Genomic DNA, 15,186 nt, shown 5'->3' on the forward strand with positions numbered 1-15,186 from the left:
ATGTTTGAGAACCTCGGCAACAAATTGCAAGACATTCTGGAACGCCTCCAGCGCGAGAAGACCCTGACCGACGCGCAGGTCAAAGCCGCCATGCGCGAGATCCGGATGGCCCTCTTGGAAGCCGACGTGAATTTTGGCGTGGCCAAGGAGTTCGTCGCGCGGGTCAGCGAGAAGGCAGTGGGCCAGGAAGTGCTGGGCAGCCTGGACGCCGGGCAGATGGTCGTCAAGCTCGTTCACGACGAGCTGATCCAGACATTGGGCGGCGAATCGAAGCAGCCGGTCCTTAAGACCGAGGGCAACGTGGTGTTCATGGTGGGCCTTCAGGGTGCGGGCAAGACCACCAGCACTGGCAAGCTCGCCAAGTTTTACAAGGAAAAGGGCCGCCGGGTGCTGCTGATCGCCGCCGACACCCAGCGCCCCGCCGCCCGCGAGCAGTTGCGCACGCTCGGCGCACAAGTCGGCGTGCCGGTGCTGGAAGTCGCCAACGGCGAGACGCCCGCCCAGACCCGCCAGCGCCTGAGCGAATTTCAGCAAACCGATTTCCGCGACTTGGTCATCGTGGACACGGCGGGACGACTGCAGATCGACGAGAACTTGATGGACCAGCTCGCCGACCTCCAGACCGCGCTGACGCCCACGGAAACCCTGCTGGTCGTCGACGCCATGACCGGGCAGGAAGCACTCAGCGTCGCCAGGACCTTCGACGAGCGGGTCAATCTGACCGGGTTGATCGTCACCAAGATGGACGGTGACGCGCGCGGCGGAGCGGCGCTCTCGGCGCGGTTCGTGACTGGTAAGCCAATTTATTTTGCGGGCACCTCCGAGAAACTGACCGGCCTGGAACCCTTCTACCCCGACCGGGTGGCGGGCCGCATCCTGGGCATGGGCGACGTACTGGGCCTGATCGAGCGGGCACAGCAGGCCGATTTGCAGAGCATGGAAACCAAGAAGGCCGAGGAATTCGACCTCGAAGACCTGCTCAACCAGTTGCGCCAGATTCGCAAAATGGGCCCGCTGGGCGATCTTATCAAGCTGATTCCTGGCATGAGTCGCGCTCTGCCCGAGGGATTTTCTATCGACGAAAAGCAGATTCACAAGATTGATTCGATGATCTCCAGCATGACCCTCAAGGAGCGGCGCAATCCCAAGATTCTGAACGCCTCACGCCGCAAGCGCATCGCGGCGGGCGCGGGCACCCAGGTCAGCGAGATCAACAAGCTGGTCAAGATGCACGAGCAGATGAAGGACATGATGAAGATGCTCCAGCGCATGAGCGGTGGCAAGGGCATGGGCGGCGGGATGGGCAAGCTCGGCGCGGGCATGAAAGGCGGACGCGGGTTGCAGCCCAGTCAGCTGCCGCCCAAGCTACCGAACTCGCGTCGCTGAATCGCCGGTTCTGCTGATGGTTTGACAGGGCCGCCGCCTGCCGCCTATACTCCCTTTCGCCCGTTGTGACACTGCGGCGCGGCGAAAGATGTGGGATGTTAGCTCAGTTGGTAGAGCAGATGACTTTTAATCATCGGGTCGTAGGTTCGAGCCCTACACGTCCCACCACAGCTCAAACAGAAAAGCACCGTCTGGTACGGTGCTTTTTCGTTCTCCAATTATGCTGGCTCGGCGCTTCCTCGGGCCTGGACGCGTACTGCTTCAGCCAGCGCTTGCACGTGCGGCAGGGCGGCCCGTCCCGGTCGGATGACCAGCCCGATGATGCGCTCCAGCGGCTCGGGGAACGCCACCGCCACCAGCGCGGGCCGCAGCCCCGCCAATCCCAGGCGTGGAAAGATGGTGATGCCCAGGCCGTACTCCACCATCGAGAGAATCACGTCGTCCTCGTCTACCTCGGTGATGTTGCGGCTGAGCGCTTGATGACTTCTCAGAAATTCCAGCACCGGCTGGTTGGCCGGATTGATCAGCGGGGGCAACAGCAGCGGCTGCGCCTTCAGGTAAGCCCAGGTCAGCGGGGTGGGCTGCCCAGCGCGCATGACCACCAGATATGGATCGCGTAGCAGCACCTCGAACAGCAGGCCCCCAGCGGCGTCAGGCGCTTCGATCAGGCCCACATCGGCCTCGCCGCTTTGCACGAAGCGCTGACCGCCCTGGCCGTCGCGTCCGGCGTCAAGCACTCGGATGTGCAAATCGGGGTGCTCGGCATGCAGCCGCCCTAGGGCCGGAGCCAGCAATTGCTGCCCGATACTGCGGTAGGTCGCCACCGTCAATTGCCCACTGAGGGTGAGCGCCGGATTGGCCGCCAGTTGCAGATCCTGCACCGCAAGCAGCGCGTCGCGGGCGTAACCGATGACCTGCAACCCGGTGGGTGTCAGACTGACACCGCTGCGGGTGCGCAGCAATACCGCCTGACCGAGTGCGGTTTCCAGGGCGCGCACACCCTCGCTGAGACTGCTCTGCGACATGCCCAGGCCTGCTGCTGCCGAGGAAAAGCTGCCCTCGTCGGCCACCGCCACAAACAGGCGAAGCTGCGCCAGTGTGATGGCCGACTTTTCCTCGAATAGCGGTCCCGAGAAGCGCGGCCTGGGTGTGGACACACCCGCAGTCTAGCGATTCATAGACTCTCCGGTCACTTTCAGGCGGTGGTCGCCTGACCCCAGGGATTGAGGACCACCTTGATACAGCTATCATGCTTGTCGCGGAAGGTCTTGTAGAGGGCCGGGGCCTCGTCCAGCGTGGCGCGGTGGGTAATGACGAAGCTCGGGTCGATCTCGCCCGCCTCGATGCGCGAGAGCAGCGGTCCCAGGTAACGGTGGGTGTGGGTCTGCCCCATCCTGAAAATCAGGCCTTTAGCGAAGGCCGCGCCCAGCGGCAATTTATCGACCAGGCCGCCGTAGACGCCCGGCATGCTGACGGTACCGCCCTTGGCGCAACTGAGGATGGCCCAGCGCAGGGCCGTGATGCGGTCGAACGTCATCTTGAGCTTTTGCTCGGCGCTGTCGAGCAGCGCACCCGGGCCATGCCCGTGCGCCTCCATGCCCACCGCGTCGATGACGTGGTCAGGACCGCGCCCGCCGGTCGCCTCACGCAGCGCCACCAGCACATCGACATCCTCGTAACTGATGGTCTCGATCCCAGCGGCGGCGGCCATTTTCAGCCGCTCCGGGACCCGGTCGACGATGATCACCCGCGCTGCGCCGAGCATCTGGGCGCTGCGGGCGGCGAACTGGCCCACCGGCCCCGCGCCGAACACCGCCACCACGTCGCGGCCCTTCACGATCTGGCAGTTTTCCGCCGCCTGATAGCCGGTGGGGAAAATGTCGGTCAGAAACAGCACCTGCTCGTCCGGCAACGCTGAACTGAGCTTGAACGGCCCCACATCGGCAAACGGCACCCGCACGAACTGGGCCTGCCCGCCCGCGTAGCCGCCGTACATGTGCGAATAGCCGAACAACCCGCCGCCGCTGACCGCCCCGTAGAGCGCCTCAGCCATGCGGTGGTTGGGGTTAGAATTGTCGCAGGCGCTGTAAAAGCCGCGCTTGCACGGATCGCAGACTCCGCAAGCAATGTTGAACGGCACCACCACCCGGTCGCCGACCTTGAGGGTCTTGACGTCCTTGCCAACTTCCACGACCTCGCCCATGAATTCATGGCCGAGGATGTCCCCCTTTTCCATGCTGGGAATCCGGCCATCCAGCAGGTGCAGGTCCGAGCCGCAGATGGCGGTGGACGACACCCGCACGATGGCGTCGGTGGGCAGCAGCAATTCCGGGTCCGGCACCTGCTCAACGCTGACGTGGTTGGTCGATTGCCAGATGACTGCCTTCATTTGTTACCTCCGCTGGCGGGCATGGCGCTCCGTCCGCTGCTCTGGCCCTGGGTGGTCGGGTGAAAGCCGAGTTCCTGCTCGCGCTTGAAGCGCATCAGGTCGTCTCTGAGTTGCTGGGAAGGTTCCTGCCCCAGCATGCGGGCGATGATCGGCCCCGCCGTGCCGCCCGGCGCTTTGTAGGTCAGGCGCACCACGACCTCGGTGCCACGCTCGCCTGGTGCGGGCCGGAACAGCACCTCTCCGCTGTTCCAGATGTCGGCTCCCGGCAGGGATTGCCAGGCCAAGCGCCGACCCGGTTCGTCGGCGGTGAGTTCGGCGTCCCAGCTCACGTCACCCAGCGGCCCCTTGACCGTCCAGCGCGAGCGCCCTTCCTCCAGCATCTTGACTTCCTGAAGGTGACTCATCAGTGCGGGCAGGTTCTCCAGCTTTCTCCAGACGGCGTAGAGCACTTCGGGCGATTGGCCCACCGTGACCGCGTCGCTCACCAATGTCTCGCCCTGGGCGTTCTCACGGATCTTGAGGGCCGTGCCGAGCGGATTGGTGCCGCGCAGGGCCACGCCCGCCAGTGTGATTCCTGTGCCTGCCAGGGCCAGCCGCCCCAGCCCCAGCTTGCCCGGCCCACCGCGAACGCCCAGTGCTGCCAGCCCCGTACCCAGGGCCACCAGCAACCACTTCTCGGTGGGCTGAAATACCGCTCCCCGCGTTTCCTGTTTGGTCATGGCGGTTACTGTGCGCCGACAGCGCGCCGCGCCACCCGGAGTTGGCTTACTGTCTTGAGACTGGCTGAACGCTCGGTGGAGTCGGAGTAAAGTTAGCTTTCCGGTTTTCCTGATCGGTACGGAAGCTGCGGCCATAACAGAGGAGCAGCGGTGAAGACTTCTTGCACCCGCATCACCATAAGTTGCCGCCGGGGAGTAGAGTAAACCCATGACACAACCGAGTGAGACCCCCGAGCGGGCAGGCGAAATCCTGATCAGCGGTGTGGACACCGGCCCGGAGTCCAGGGACAACGAAACACCCACCGAGGCGCACGTCCGACTCTACGGCCTGAACGATCCTGAAAGTGGTCGTCAGTACGAGCCGGACAACGAGGATGGTTAAGCTCTAGAGGAGGGTGCAGGGCCTGCACTGATTCAGCGACCTAGGCCAGGCTGGCAAGACGCTGAATCGGCAACCGAAGGCGATCAGTGTGTGTGCCCTGGCAAAGGCTCAACAGCATCCGCCTGCGCTTCCTCGCGTGCGAGCCACAGGATCAGGGCCTCGGCGCTGGCCGGGTTGGTCGCCAGTGGGATGTCGTGCACATCGCACAGGCGCACCAGGGCGCTCACATCGGGTTCGTGCGGCTGGGCGGTCAGCGGGTCGCGGAAGAAAAACACCGCTCGCACCTGCTCCAGCGCGATTCTGGCTCCGATCTGCTGATCGCCGCCCAGCGGCCCTGAAAGTACACGCTCCACTTTCAGTCCAGTTTGCTTTTGCAAAATGCTGCCGGTAGTGCCGGTGGCAACCAGGTGAAAGCGGGCGAGCAGCTCACGGTGGCTGAGAGCAAACAGCGCCAGCTCAAGTTTCTTCTTGTCGTGGGCGATCAGCGCCACCTGATGCTTGCCGCCGCGTTCGGCGAGCTGAGCGGGCGGCGTGTCTGGAGCAGTCATAGCGGCATTGTCGGGTACAACCCGCGCCAAAGCAAAACGCCCCGGACTTGACGTCTCCGGGGCGTTGGGGCAACAGGATTTAGTTGCCGTTGTATTGCAGATCGTAGTTGTTGAGAGCCAGGCTCGACGAGCCGCCGTTGCCGGTGTCGTAGACGTTCCAGCCCGTCTTGATGCCGGAGTAGTACTGATCGTCACGCTGGGCACGCACCAGCAGCTTGGTATTGGGACGGCTCACGACCGTGTCGCCCGTGTCGAGGCGATTGTTGTTGTTGGCGTCCTTGAACACCACCACCCGGTAGGTGCCGTAGCCGAGCGTCCTGGGCAGGTCCAGAACGAAGCCCTTGGTGATGTAGGGGTCAATGACCTGCGATTCGCTGCCGTCGGCGGTGTAGTTGCCGTTACTGTAGCCGACCACCGCGAGGCGCAGGTTCGCGCCGCTGGGAAAGCCGACCAGGTTGCCGCTGACATCCTTGGTAGTGGGGTTGCCGACCAGGGTGCAGGCCGAAAGTGAAGCGCCAAGTAAAGTAAGAGCGAGTATTTTTTGCATGATAATGATCTCCTGTAGAAAGAAGCGGTAGGTTGAAGGAAACGGAACTTCTCTTACCTTAGAGGTTCCCGGCAGAGGGAACCAGCCCCAAACTATTGCAGCGCTTCTCATGAAACATGCATAAGAAGTGGATTGTCCCCTTAAAATCTGACTGAGAATTTAATCGGCAGGCTGCAGACTGGGTACATGCCGACCATGATTCGCGTCCTGCAAGCTGAAGACGCCGCGCTCTACCGCCCGCTGCGGCTGTGTGCCCTCAGCGAAGACCCCGCCGCTTACCTGACCAGCCCCGAGGAGTTCGCGGCCCGGTCCCTGGCCGAGATCGCTGGGCAATTGGCTCCCACCGAGACGGCCTTCACGCTAGGGGCTTTTGCAGGCGCACAACTCGTCGGCATGGCGACTCTGGTCCGCGCCGGGCGGCTCAAGCTGCGCCACCGCGCCGACGTGATGGCGGTATACGTGGCCCCCGAAGTGCGTGGGCAGGGCGCGGCGACAAGTCTGCTCGGCGCACTGATCCAGCAAGCGCGCCAGCTGCCGGGCCTGGATGTGCTGGGCCTGAATGTCACCGAGCCGCAGCTGGCTGCCCGGCAGCTCTACCTCAAGCTGGGCTTCAGCGTCTGGGGTGTGCAACCCGACGCGCTGCGGCAAGCGGGAGAGCCGCTGACTGAACTGCACATGCAGCTGCGGTTGTGAAGACGAACGCCCCAACCTGCGCCAAACCTCCACGGCGTGTGCGGCGCGTCTTCGCCCGTGAACTTCACAGTGAGGGTCAAGGAAGGCCAGCGGCTTTCCCTACCCCAACGGAGGTTCACCATGACTCAGCCCACCACAATTCGCAACTCAGCCAGCAGCCGCGCCGCCCGCACCGTGCTGGTGCTCGCCAGCTTCAGCGTGCTGGGGCTGCCCACTCTAGCCGCCAGCACACTGTCAGGCAGCCAGGGTCAGCTGCCTCAGGCCCAGAAGCAGCCGCAGAAAAGCGCCACCCCGGCGCAGGGCAATCGACCGGACCAGATGAACCCGCGCGGCCCAGCAGACAGACTGGCGAACCTGGACGTCAGCTACTACAGCGGCGACCCGCTGGCGGGCGGGAAGCTGCTCGGCACCGTCAGGCTGACACCGCCACGGGGCGCGCCGGTGGCCGGCAACCGGGCGATGGGGAGTCAGGCGGCAGGAACTCAGGCAACCACGCCGCGCCCGAACCCACTGACCGCCCGGGCCCCGGCGGGAGCCAGATTTGCCGTAATTAAAGATGACCACGGCGGCGCACGCATCATCGATCTCAGCCAAGCGGATCAGCGGATGGACGGTCAGGCCGGGCGCGGCGGTTCGCGCTCCCGGAACGGCACGCCGCCCCAGCGCTAAACCCCCTTCGCCCAGCCCGCCTCCGTCCCCTCGGCGGAAGCGGGCCTTCGTCTGGCTGGGCTGTACGGGTCAGATCAGCTTGGTTAGACTGAGCGGCGTGAAAGGAGCCGACGCCGAGGACCGTGCCCTGAGTGCCCTGCTGGCGCAGGGCCATACGCTGCTGGCCCGCAATTACCGTATTCCCGGCGGCGAAATCGACCTCATCACCCGGCTGGACGGGGTGGTCGTGTTCAGCGAGGTCAGGCAGCGGCGCAGTGCCCGTTACGGCAGCGCCCTAGAAAGCGTGACGCCGCGCAAGCTGGCGCTGATGCAGCGGGCCGCTTTGACCTACCTCTTCAACGTGCTGGGCCGCGACGATCTGCCGTGCCGGCTGCAAGTCGTCAGTATCGAGGGTACGGCGGCCAGTGGCGTGCTGAGTATCACACTCATCGAGTAGCCGGAAAAAAGGAGCCAGCAAAAAACGCCCCGTGAGGAGCGCTCGGCTGGACAATGAAGTGGGTTCAGCCCTGCTTGCTGGCGGGAACACTGCGGGCTTCCTGCAGGTCCTTCTGTTCTTTGACGCCCTCGTGCTCGTTGTTGCGCGGCGCTTCGGCCTCGCGGTCGTTGGCCGACTTGAAGGAAGGCTTGTGACCGTCCTCGATCTCCGTGACTTCCGTCTTGGTGCGGTCGTACTGATCGGGCAGGCTGGTGTGGCCCTTGTTCTTGTCGTCTTTGTCAGGCATACCGATCAGTCTGGGGGCCAACGCCGAGTGCCCGCTGGCGCTTTGCCCAAGACATGTTCAGAAATTAAAGCTTGGGCAAGGTGACGCCGCGCTGGCCCTGGTACTTTCCGGCCCGGTCACGGTAGGTCACCTCGGGGCGCTCGCCCTCGAAAAAGAGCAGCTGCACGCAGCCCTCGAAGGCGTACATTTTGGCTGGAAGCGGAGTGGTGTTGGAGAACTCCAGAGTGACGTGGCCCTCCCAGCCGGGTTCCAGCGGGGTGACATTAGCGACGAGTCCGCAGCGGGCATACGTCGATTTGCCGAGCGCCACCACCATCACGTTGTCGGGAATCCGCAGGTATTCCAGGCTGCGGGCCAGTGCGAACGAGTTGGGCGGAATGATGATCTCGCTGGCCTGCACGTCTACGAAGCTGCGCTCGTCGAAATGCTTGGGGTCGACGATGGCGCTGTTGACGTTGGTAAAGATCTTCCATTCGTCGGCGCAGCGCAGATCGTAGCCGAAGCTGCTTAGCCCGTAACTGATGACCTGCTGGTTCTCGGCCGTGCGGACCAGGCGGTCCTCGAACGGCTCGATCATGCCGCTCAGAGCCAGCTCACGAATCCGCCAATCGGGAAGGATACTCATCTCAGCAGTCTAACGGGCCTCAGCGGGTAGGCTGGGCAGCGTGTCTGTTCTGCCTCCGCGACTGCCCGCCTCGCCGCTGCGCCTGGCCCTGATCAGCGACGTTCACGGCAACGCCTTCGCCCTCGAAGCGGTGCTGCACGAGCTGCGCGCCGCCGCGCCGGACCTCATCCTCAATCTGGGCGATCAGGTGGAGGGAGCCGCCGACCCGGCCCATGCCTATGCCCTGCAAGCCGAACTTGGCGCGCTGGAAGTACGCGGTAACAATGAGGAAAAGCTCTGGCCTGACGGTCGGCGCAGTCCGCTGAGCCTCAAGTACGGCGCGTGGCTGGGAACCCAGCTGGCCCCGGCAGCGTTGGCGCATCTGGCCGCGCTGCCGCTGACGGGACGCGTCGAGGGCGTGCTGGCCTGTCACGGTACGCCCGACTCGGCCTGGGACAGTTTGCTGTGGGTCTGGCAGCCGGACGCGGCGGGCGGATTTTACCGCAGCCGCGATCCGCGTGAGCTGCGCCGGATGCTGGAGCCGCTCGCCGCAGACGTGGTGGTCTGCGGCCACACCCACCGCCCCGGCAGCACGCGGGTGGGCGATACCCTGGTCGTCAACACTGGGGCCGTTTCAGATCAGGTCGACGGCGATCCCCGCGCCCGCTGGACCCTGCTGGAGCGCCGAAGCGGGCACTGGACCGCCGATTTCCGGGCGGTGCCCTACGACATCGCGGCGGCGGTGCGCTGGGCCGGGCAGCACAGCACCTTCGGTGAGGGCGCGGCAGAGTTGCTGGAAAGCGGTGAGATGACCGTGCGCGGGGATGCGGGCTAAGGGCGAAGCGGGCGGCGCTACACTGCAAGCATGTTCAGATTGGCGGCGGCCTTGATCTTCGGCGCGGCGCTGACCGTGCCGGTTTGGTGCTCGCCCGCGCAGGCCGCCCTGCCCACCCCCGCGCCCCAGTGCGGCGGTCAGGCGGGGTTGCCCAGTTGGTTCACGCCGGGCGTCTACAGCGGCACGCTCGGCGCTCAGCGCGTCACCTTGCAACTCGAAACACCTGATACCGATGACGATGTGGTGGGGGCATATTTTTACGCCTCTCGCCAGATCGACCTGACCCTGCGCGGCAGCCACACAGGCGGCGCGCTGGTGCTGGCCGAGGAGATCTGGGGCGGCCCGGAGAAGGGGCTGCAAACCACCGGCTGCCTGATCCTCACCCGGGGTACGGGGCCGCGACTCACGGGAGAATGGAAGACGCCACAGGGCAAAGCAACACCCGCCAAACGCCTGACCGTCAGCCTCACACCGCTGAAGGTGCAGACGCTGCCGCTCAAGCTGCTGGGCACACCGAGCCTGCGTCAGTTGCGCGCGGAGCAGCCGCTGACGTTTCTCAAGCTCAACACGGCTTGGACTAAGGTGGCCGGTGGCCTGCGCGAGCCGCTGACCGGCGTGGTCTACCCGCGCGTGGCCGGAGAAACGGCGGCCCTCGGCGGCGCGCTGCAAGACCGGCAACTGCTGGCCGCCGCCGCTACCCTGGATTGCCAGACGCAGCTTGGCAACAGCGCTTCCGCCGAGAATGAGGGCTTCACGCTCGACGCCGTCGTGACCCGCCTGACGCCTAAACTCGTGAGTCTGCACGAGAGCGCCAGTTTCTACTGCGGCGGCGCACACCCCGATAGCTTCGACACTGGCCTGATTTTCGACCGGCGCAGCGGCAAGACCCTGACGCTCACGGCGCTGTGGCCCGGCCTGAGCGCGGTCCAGCAGCTCAGGCGCTACCTCGCCGGGTATCCCAGAACGCCGGGAGACGACGAGTGCCTGGACGCCATCAAGACAGGTGCGCCCAGCGCCGCCGACGGCCCCACCTTCACCGGCTGGCTGACTCCCCAGGGGCTGACGCTCGTGCCGACCTTCTTGCCGCATGTGACCGCCGCCTGCGCCGACCCGGTGACGCTGACATACGCGCAGCTGCGCGGCCTGGCCGATGCCCGCGGGGCTTACTTCGCCGACCTGTTCCCCCGCTGAGCCGCGTCAACAGGACCCGAGTAACTACTCAGCACGATGAACACGGCAAAAAACCGACATGGAGTACGATTCTGTCAGAATTTTAGTACTATATTCTGTCATTAGACTCAGTTCTGCGAAATCTACTTCCAAAATTACAGCAATTTATTATCAAATTAGGGTGGTTTGCGTGCTAAGTAGTCACGGACCCGATTCTTTTAGACCCTGCTCACGCCCGGCGCATCCCGGCGGCTCAGCATGAAGGCATGGAACAACGCACACTCGGCAAGAACGGCCCCAAAGTCTCGGCAGTGGGCCTGGGCTGCAACAATTTCGGCGCGCGTCTCGATCAGGCGGCCACCAACGCGGTGGTCAGCGCCGCGCTCTCGCAGGGCGTCACCCTGTTCGACACCGCCGACGTCTACGGCAACCGGGGCGGCTCGGAGGAGATGCTCGGCAAAGCGCTGGGCCAGGAGCGCAGGGCCATCATCCTGGCCAGCAAGTTCGGGCACGACATGGGCGAGGCCGGGAAAGGGGCGGCCCCGACGTATATCCGCAAGGCGCTGGCCGCCAGCCTCAAGCGCCTGGGCACCGATTACCTCGACCTCTACCAGCTCCACACCCCCGACCCCGAGACGCCGCTGGCCGACACCCTCGGCACCCTTGATGAGCTCGTCCAGGAGGGTATGGTGCGGGCGGTGGGCTGCTCGAACCTCAGCGCCGCCCAAGTGCAGGAAGCCGCCCGCCTCGCCAGGGACAAGGCGCAGACGCCGTTTATCTGTGCCCAGGACGAATATAGCTTGCTGGTCAGAGACATTGAGGCCGAACTGATTCCAGTGCTGAGCGACCTGGAGATGGGCCTACTGCCGTACTTCCCGCTGGCCAGCGGCCTGTTGAGCGGCAAGTACCAGCCGGGGCAGATCCCCGAGGGCACCCGCTTCGCCTCGTCGCCGGGCGCGCAGGACCGCTACATGACCCCGCAGAACTGGGAGAAGGTAGCCGCGCTGCGCTCGTTCGCCGAAACCCGGAACCACAGCCTGCTCGAACTGGCTTTCAGCTGGCTGGCCGCGCAGCCGGTGGTCAGCAGCGTGATCGCCGGAGCCACGCGCCCGCAGCAGATTGAACAGAATGTGGCGGCGGCTTCCTGGCAACTCAGCGCCGAGGACCTCAGTGAGATTGACAGAATCACCGGCAAGCAGACGGCGGCGACAGCCTAACCTTCCGCTTCCTCTTCGGGGAGCAGAGCCCAGGCCGGCACGTCCAGCAGCCCCGCAGGCGTCAGCTTGAGGTCGGGAATGACGCTCAGGCCCAGAAAACTGAGGGTGGTTAGTGCTTCGGGCAGTAAGCAACCGCGCCCTTGCAGGGCCGTCTGGATGCCCTGTACCCGGGCGGCCACCTCAACGGGCGGCAGATCGCTCATCAGGCCGCCGTGGGGCAGTGGCAAGCTGGCGATCACCTCGCCGCCGTCCACGACGACCACGCCGCCACCGAGCGCCTGCACTGCCAATCCTGCAGCCCGAATATCGGCGTCGCCCTGCGGCCCGGCAGCCCCGGCCACCACCAGATGGTGGGCATCGTGGAGCACACTCAGGGCCACCGCGCCGCGCTTCAGCCCGATGCCCTGGGTCCAGGCGGCACTGATCAACCCACGCCCATAGCGGTCTGCGACGACTAGCTTGGTGTCACCGCTGCCCGGCACGGCAGCGTATGTTTCGATCTGGTCGGGCCGCACCCCGATGACCGGCCAGTGCGGCGGCACACTCAGGTCGGCTCGTTCCAAGCCCACCACATTCACTCTCCCACCGGGCAGGTGCGGGGTCGGCGCAGGCGTGCCGAGCGCCGAGAGCGGTTGCCCTCCCAGCCAGCACTCAGCCACCTCGAAACCCGTGAGGTCTTCGAGCAGCACCAGATCGGCGCGGAAGCCGGGGCCAATGACACCCACATCAAACAGGCCCCAGTACTCGGCGGGGTTGCAGGTGACCAGCCCCAAGGCATACAGCGGATCGAGGCCCGAGGCCACCAGATGACGGAGCTGGTGGTCGAGATGGCCGCGCTCCAGCAGCCAATCGGCCCCGATATCGTCGCTGACCAGCAGGGCGCGGCGCGGCATAGAGCGCAGCACCGGCGTGAGTGCAGCGAGATTGCGCGCCGCCGATCCCTCGCGCACCATCAGCCACAGCCCGGCACGCAGACGGTCATGGGCCTCGGCCGGGGTGGTCGCCTCGTGGTCGGAATGGATGCCCGCCGCTGCGTAGGCTTGCAGCCGCTCGCCGCTCAAGCTCGCTGCGTGGCCGTCGATGCGCTTGCCTCGCGCCGCTTCCAGGGTGGCCCAGACGGCGACGTCCTGGCCCAGGACGCCGGGGTAATTCATCATCTCGGCCAGGCCCAGCACCCCCGGCACCGTCAGCCCGCGCCCGATGTCAGGAGGTTCCAGCCGCACGCCGCCCTGTTCGAACACGCTGGCGGGCACGCACGACGGCTGTGAGGCCCACACCCGCAGGCCACTAGCGGCTCCAGCGTCCAGCATCCAGCGCAAGCCCGCCTCGCCCAGCACGTTCACGATCTCGTGGGCTTCGGCCACCACCCCAGTCGTGCCGCGTGGCCGCACGGCGCGCGCGAAGCTGGCCGGGGTCATCAGGCTCGACTCGATGTGAATGTGCGCGTCAATGAAACCGGGTGAGAGGTACTTGCCGCCCGCGTCGTACACCTCGGTAGCCTGGTAGCCCGGCCCCACCGCCGCGATGGAGCCGTCCGCGATGGCCACGTCGCCGCTGAGCAATTCGCGAGTCGTCACGCTGACGATCTGTGCGCCGCGAATCACCAGATCGGCAGGTTCCTGGCGCAGCGCCACCCGCACGAGGCGCTGGCGCAGGGACGTTTCAGAGGAGATTTCGGGCATGCGCCAATGTAATGCACCGAGTATCAAGTTGAGGGCATTGGCCTGTGGCTTTCGCTTTTGCTCCCCCACCCTCCAGCCCTCGCCCCAGGGGGTCGGGAGAGCAAAGTCGCTTCGCTCGGCATGGAGTTTCCTGCATAGCTGGCGGCTTCCTGCACCAACACTTCAGACCGTGAAATGAGGCAATCAGGCTGTGGGCGCTGCGCCGAAGGCCTGACGGGCCTGCCAAGTCGGAAGGCAGTATTCGTGCTCCTACCCATTAGGAAACGAGTCGCGAGAGGACGTGAGCAAACGCAGCGGTTACCCATCCGTCCACTGGCTTGCGCTCATCGAGCAGCGTCAGCCCCTCCCCGCTTACCCGAACTGCTGCTTGGGCGGCTCCGGCAACTTATAGGCCAGATACACGCTGGGCAGCAGCAGCAGCACGGCGATCAAAGCAGCGGTGCTGGGCGAGGTCGCGTCGGCCAGGAAGCCCACCAGGAAAATCAAAAGGCCCGCGAAGCCCCACGAGAAGCCCATCATGATGCTGCTGGCCACCGCCACGTGCCCCGGCGCGTATTCCTGGGCGGTGACGATGCCCACCGGCACGCTGGAGTTGACCGCCGCGCCGACCAGGAAGGTCAGCGGGTAAAACCACCACTGGCCGGGGTTCGAGTAGATCAGGGCGATAAACAGCGGCAGGGTCGCGAGAATGGCGCTCCGGAGCACCGGCACACGCCCGATCTTGTCCGAGATGCGCCCGCCCACAATGCCGCCCAGCGCTGAGGCCACTGCGAACACCGCCAGCGTGATCGCCACTTCCCGCAGGCCGTAGCCGCGCTCCACCAGAATGAACGGCAACATGGTGTTGTAGCCGATGCTGGCCAGGCTGCGCAGCACCGCCATGCTCCACAACGTCACCATCGGGCCTCTGAAGATGCCCAGGTAAGCTTTGAGGGTCAGGCGCTTGGCAGTGGGATGGTAGTCGGGCGTAATCAGGTAACTGATGGCCCCGATGACCAGCCCAATCAAGCCGAACCAGTGGAGGTGTTGAAGGCCCGCGCTGGCAAACACCGGGCCGAGCGCCATGCCCGCCGTGCCGCCCGCGCTGAACAAGCTGGCCCACAATCCGCGCTGACTGGTCGGGCTGGAGCGCGCCACGTAGGCCGCGCCAGACGGATGGAAAAATCCGCTGCCCAGGCCGGCCACCGCCACCAGTAGCAGCAGCGCCCCGAACCAGGGCACAAAACCGACCAGCGTCAGGCCCAGCCCGGTGAAGACCGGCCCGAAGGCGGCCATCAGGCGGCTGCCCAGGCGCTCGCCGATCACGCCCAAGAGGGGCTGCAACACGCTGCTGGTCAGCGAGAAGATGCTGGAAAGCAGCGTGATGGCTGCGATGCTGACGCCAAATTTGCTTTGCAGCGCCGGTCCCAGTGGGGTCAACATCGCGCCGTAGGCGTCGTTGATCAGGTGCCCCAGCGTCACCGCCGTCGCGATGGCAGCTCCACCCTGAAAAGCGCGCGTTGTCACTGTTCCTGTGCTCATTGTTTTCGCCTCTGCTGCCCGACATGGCCCGACTCGATTCAAGTCAAGCTAACACGCAGGCAGGCGGAGGCCCTAGGCACAATGCGGTATTGACAACGGCTC

The 15,186-nt window shown here is 65.3% G+C and carries 17 protein-coding genes and 1 tRNA gene; 9 read left to right on the forward strand and 9 right to left on the reverse strand.

What is annotated here, in order from left to right; genetic code table 11:
• Together ffh and GUI70_RS00760 are read left to right on the forward strand one after the other, a co-directional pair.
• The gene (gene ffh, locus GUI70_RS00755; RefSeq protein WP_161880364.1) at positions 1-1,386 is read left to right on the forward strand and encodes a signal recognition particle protein; all 1,386 of its coding nucleotides are present in this window, start codon (positions 1-3) and stop codon (positions 1,384-1,386) included.
• Between the two features lie 92 nt (positions 1,387-1,478).
• Positions 1,479-1,554: transfer RNA gene (locus GUI70_RS00760), tRNA-Lys, on the forward strand.
• Positions 1,555-1,604: 50 nt separating this feature from the next.
• Here GUI70_RS00760 and GUI70_RS00765 read toward each other — a convergent pair.
• Genes GUI70_RS00765 through GUI70_RS00775 form a run of 3 tightly spaced genes read right to left on the reverse strand, consistent with a single transcriptional unit; the run spans position 1,605 to position 4,494 of the window.
• Positions 1,605-2,543: a LysR family transcriptional regulator gene (locus GUI70_RS00765; RefSeq protein WP_237724611.1), complete on the reverse strand. Its 939-nt coding sequence runs from the start codon at positions 2,541-2,543 to the stop codon at positions 1,605-1,607.
• A gap of 38 nt (positions 2,544-2,581) precedes the next feature.
• Positions 2,582-3,775: a zinc-dependent alcohol dehydrogenase gene (locus tag GUI70_RS00770; RefSeq protein ID WP_161880365.1), complete on the reverse strand. Its 1,194-nt coding sequence runs from the start codon at positions 3,773-3,775 to the stop codon at positions 2,582-2,584.
• On the reverse strand, positions 3,772-4,494 hold the full coding sequence (locus GUI70_RS00775) for an SRPBCC family protein (RefSeq protein ID WP_161880366.1): 723 nt from the start codon (positions 4,492-4,494) through the stop codon (positions 3,772-3,774). The genes GUI70_RS00770 and GUI70_RS00775 overlap by 4 nt, the downstream gene beginning before the upstream one ends.
• Before the next feature lie 208 nt (positions 4,495-4,702).
• Between GUI70_RS00775 and GUI70_RS23915 the strand changes: the two genes are divergently transcribed.
• Positions 4,703-4,876 (forward strand): hypothetical protein, encoded by a 174-nt coding sequence (locus GUI70_RS23915; RefSeq protein WP_202630353.1) that lies wholly within the window; start codon positions 4,703-4,705, stop codon positions 4,874-4,876.
• Between the two features lie 83 nt (positions 4,877-4,959).
• Here the strand turns inward: GUI70_RS23915 and GUI70_RS00780 are convergent, their stop codons facing one another.
• Complete coding sequence (locus tag GUI70_RS00780) at positions 4,960-5,424, reverse strand: methylglyoxal synthase (RefSeq protein WP_161880367.1); 465 nt, start codon at positions 5,422-5,424, stop codon at positions 4,960-4,962.
• Positions 5,425-5,503: 79 nt separating this feature from the next.
• On the reverse strand, positions 5,504-5,971 hold the full coding sequence (locus tag GUI70_RS00785; RefSeq protein WP_161880368.1) for a hypothetical protein: 468 nt from the start codon (positions 5,969-5,971) through the stop codon (positions 5,504-5,506).
• Positions 5,972-6,157: 186 nt separating this feature from the next.
• Here GUI70_RS00785 and GUI70_RS00790 point away from each other — a divergent pair, with 186 nt between their 5' ends.
• The 3 genes from GUI70_RS00790 to GUI70_RS00800 all read left to right on the forward strand — a co-directional run bounded on the left by GUI70_RS00790 (position 6,158) and on the right by GUI70_RS00800 (position 7,769).
• Positions 6,158-6,664 (forward strand): GNAT family N-acetyltransferase, encoded by a 507-nt coding sequence (locus tag GUI70_RS00790; protein ID WP_161880369.1) that lies wholly within the window; start codon positions 6,158-6,160, stop codon positions 6,662-6,664.
• Between the two features lie 120 nt (positions 6,665-6,784).
• A complete protein-coding gene (locus GUI70_RS00795; RefSeq protein WP_161880370.1) occupies positions 6,785-7,333 on the forward strand; it encodes a hypothetical protein in 549 nt (182 codons plus the stop codon).
• Between the two features lie 97 nt (positions 7,334-7,430).
• On the forward strand, positions 7,431-7,769 hold the full coding sequence (locus tag GUI70_RS00800) for a YraN family protein (protein ID WP_161880371.1): 339 nt from the start codon (positions 7,431-7,433) through the stop codon (positions 7,767-7,769).
• Between the two features lie 64 nt (positions 7,770-7,833).
• Here GUI70_RS00800 and GUI70_RS00805 read toward each other — a convergent pair whose 3' ends face one another.
• Both GUI70_RS00805 and dcd read right to left on the reverse strand, forming a co-directional pair.
• Positions 7,834-8,055 carry a hypothetical protein gene (locus GUI70_RS00805; RefSeq protein ID WP_161880372.1) on the reverse strand — a complete coding sequence of 74 codons (222 nt, stop codon included), beginning with the start codon at positions 8,053-8,055 and terminating at the stop codon, positions 7,834-7,836.
• A gap of 64 nt (positions 8,056-8,119) precedes the next feature.
• The gene (gene dcd, locus GUI70_RS00810) at positions 8,120-8,680 is read right to left on the reverse strand and encodes a dCTP deaminase (protein WP_161880373.1); all 561 of its coding nucleotides are present in this window, start codon (positions 8,678-8,680) and stop codon (positions 8,120-8,122) included.
• A gap of 76 nt (positions 8,681-8,756) precedes the next feature.
• Between dcd and GUI70_RS00815 the strand changes: the two genes are divergently transcribed.
• From GUI70_RS00815 to GUI70_RS00825, 3 genes are all read left to right on the forward strand, one after another.
• Positions 8,757-9,494, forward strand: coding sequence for a metallophosphoesterase family protein (locus GUI70_RS00815; protein WP_161880559.1), 738 nt, complete (start codon positions 8,757-8,759; stop codon positions 9,492-9,494).
• A 30-nt stretch (positions 9,495-9,524) separates the two neighbouring features.
• Positions 9,525-10,685 carry a hypothetical protein gene (locus tag GUI70_RS00820; protein ID WP_237724612.1) on the forward strand — a complete coding sequence of 387 codons (1,161 nt, stop codon included), beginning with the start codon at positions 9,525-9,527 and terminating at the stop codon, positions 10,683-10,685.
• A 245-nt stretch (positions 10,686-10,930) separates the two neighbouring features.
• Complete coding sequence (locus GUI70_RS00825) at positions 10,931-11,881, forward strand: aldo/keto reductase (protein WP_161880374.1); 951 nt, start codon at positions 10,931-10,933, stop codon at positions 11,879-11,881.
• Here GUI70_RS00825 and GUI70_RS00830 read toward each other — a convergent pair.
• Positions 11,878-13,563 (reverse strand): adenine deaminase, encoded by a 1,686-nt coding sequence (locus GUI70_RS00830; protein WP_161880375.1) that lies wholly within the window; start codon positions 13,561-13,563, stop codon positions 11,878-11,880. The genes GUI70_RS00825 and GUI70_RS00830 overlap by 4 nt on opposite strands.
• Positions 13,564-13,914: 351 nt before the next feature.
• A complete protein-coding gene (locus tag GUI70_RS00835; protein WP_161880376.1) occupies positions 13,915-15,084 on the reverse strand; it encodes an MFS transporter in 1,170 nt (389 codons plus the stop codon).
• Between the last annotated feature and the right edge of the window lie 102 nt (positions 15,085-15,186).

The sequence above is a fragment of the Deinococcus alpinitundrae genome (genome assembly GCF_009982895.1).
Taxonomy (GTDB): Bacteria; Deinococcota; Deinococci; order Deinococcales; family Deinococcaceae; genus Deinococcus; species Deinococcus alpinitundrae.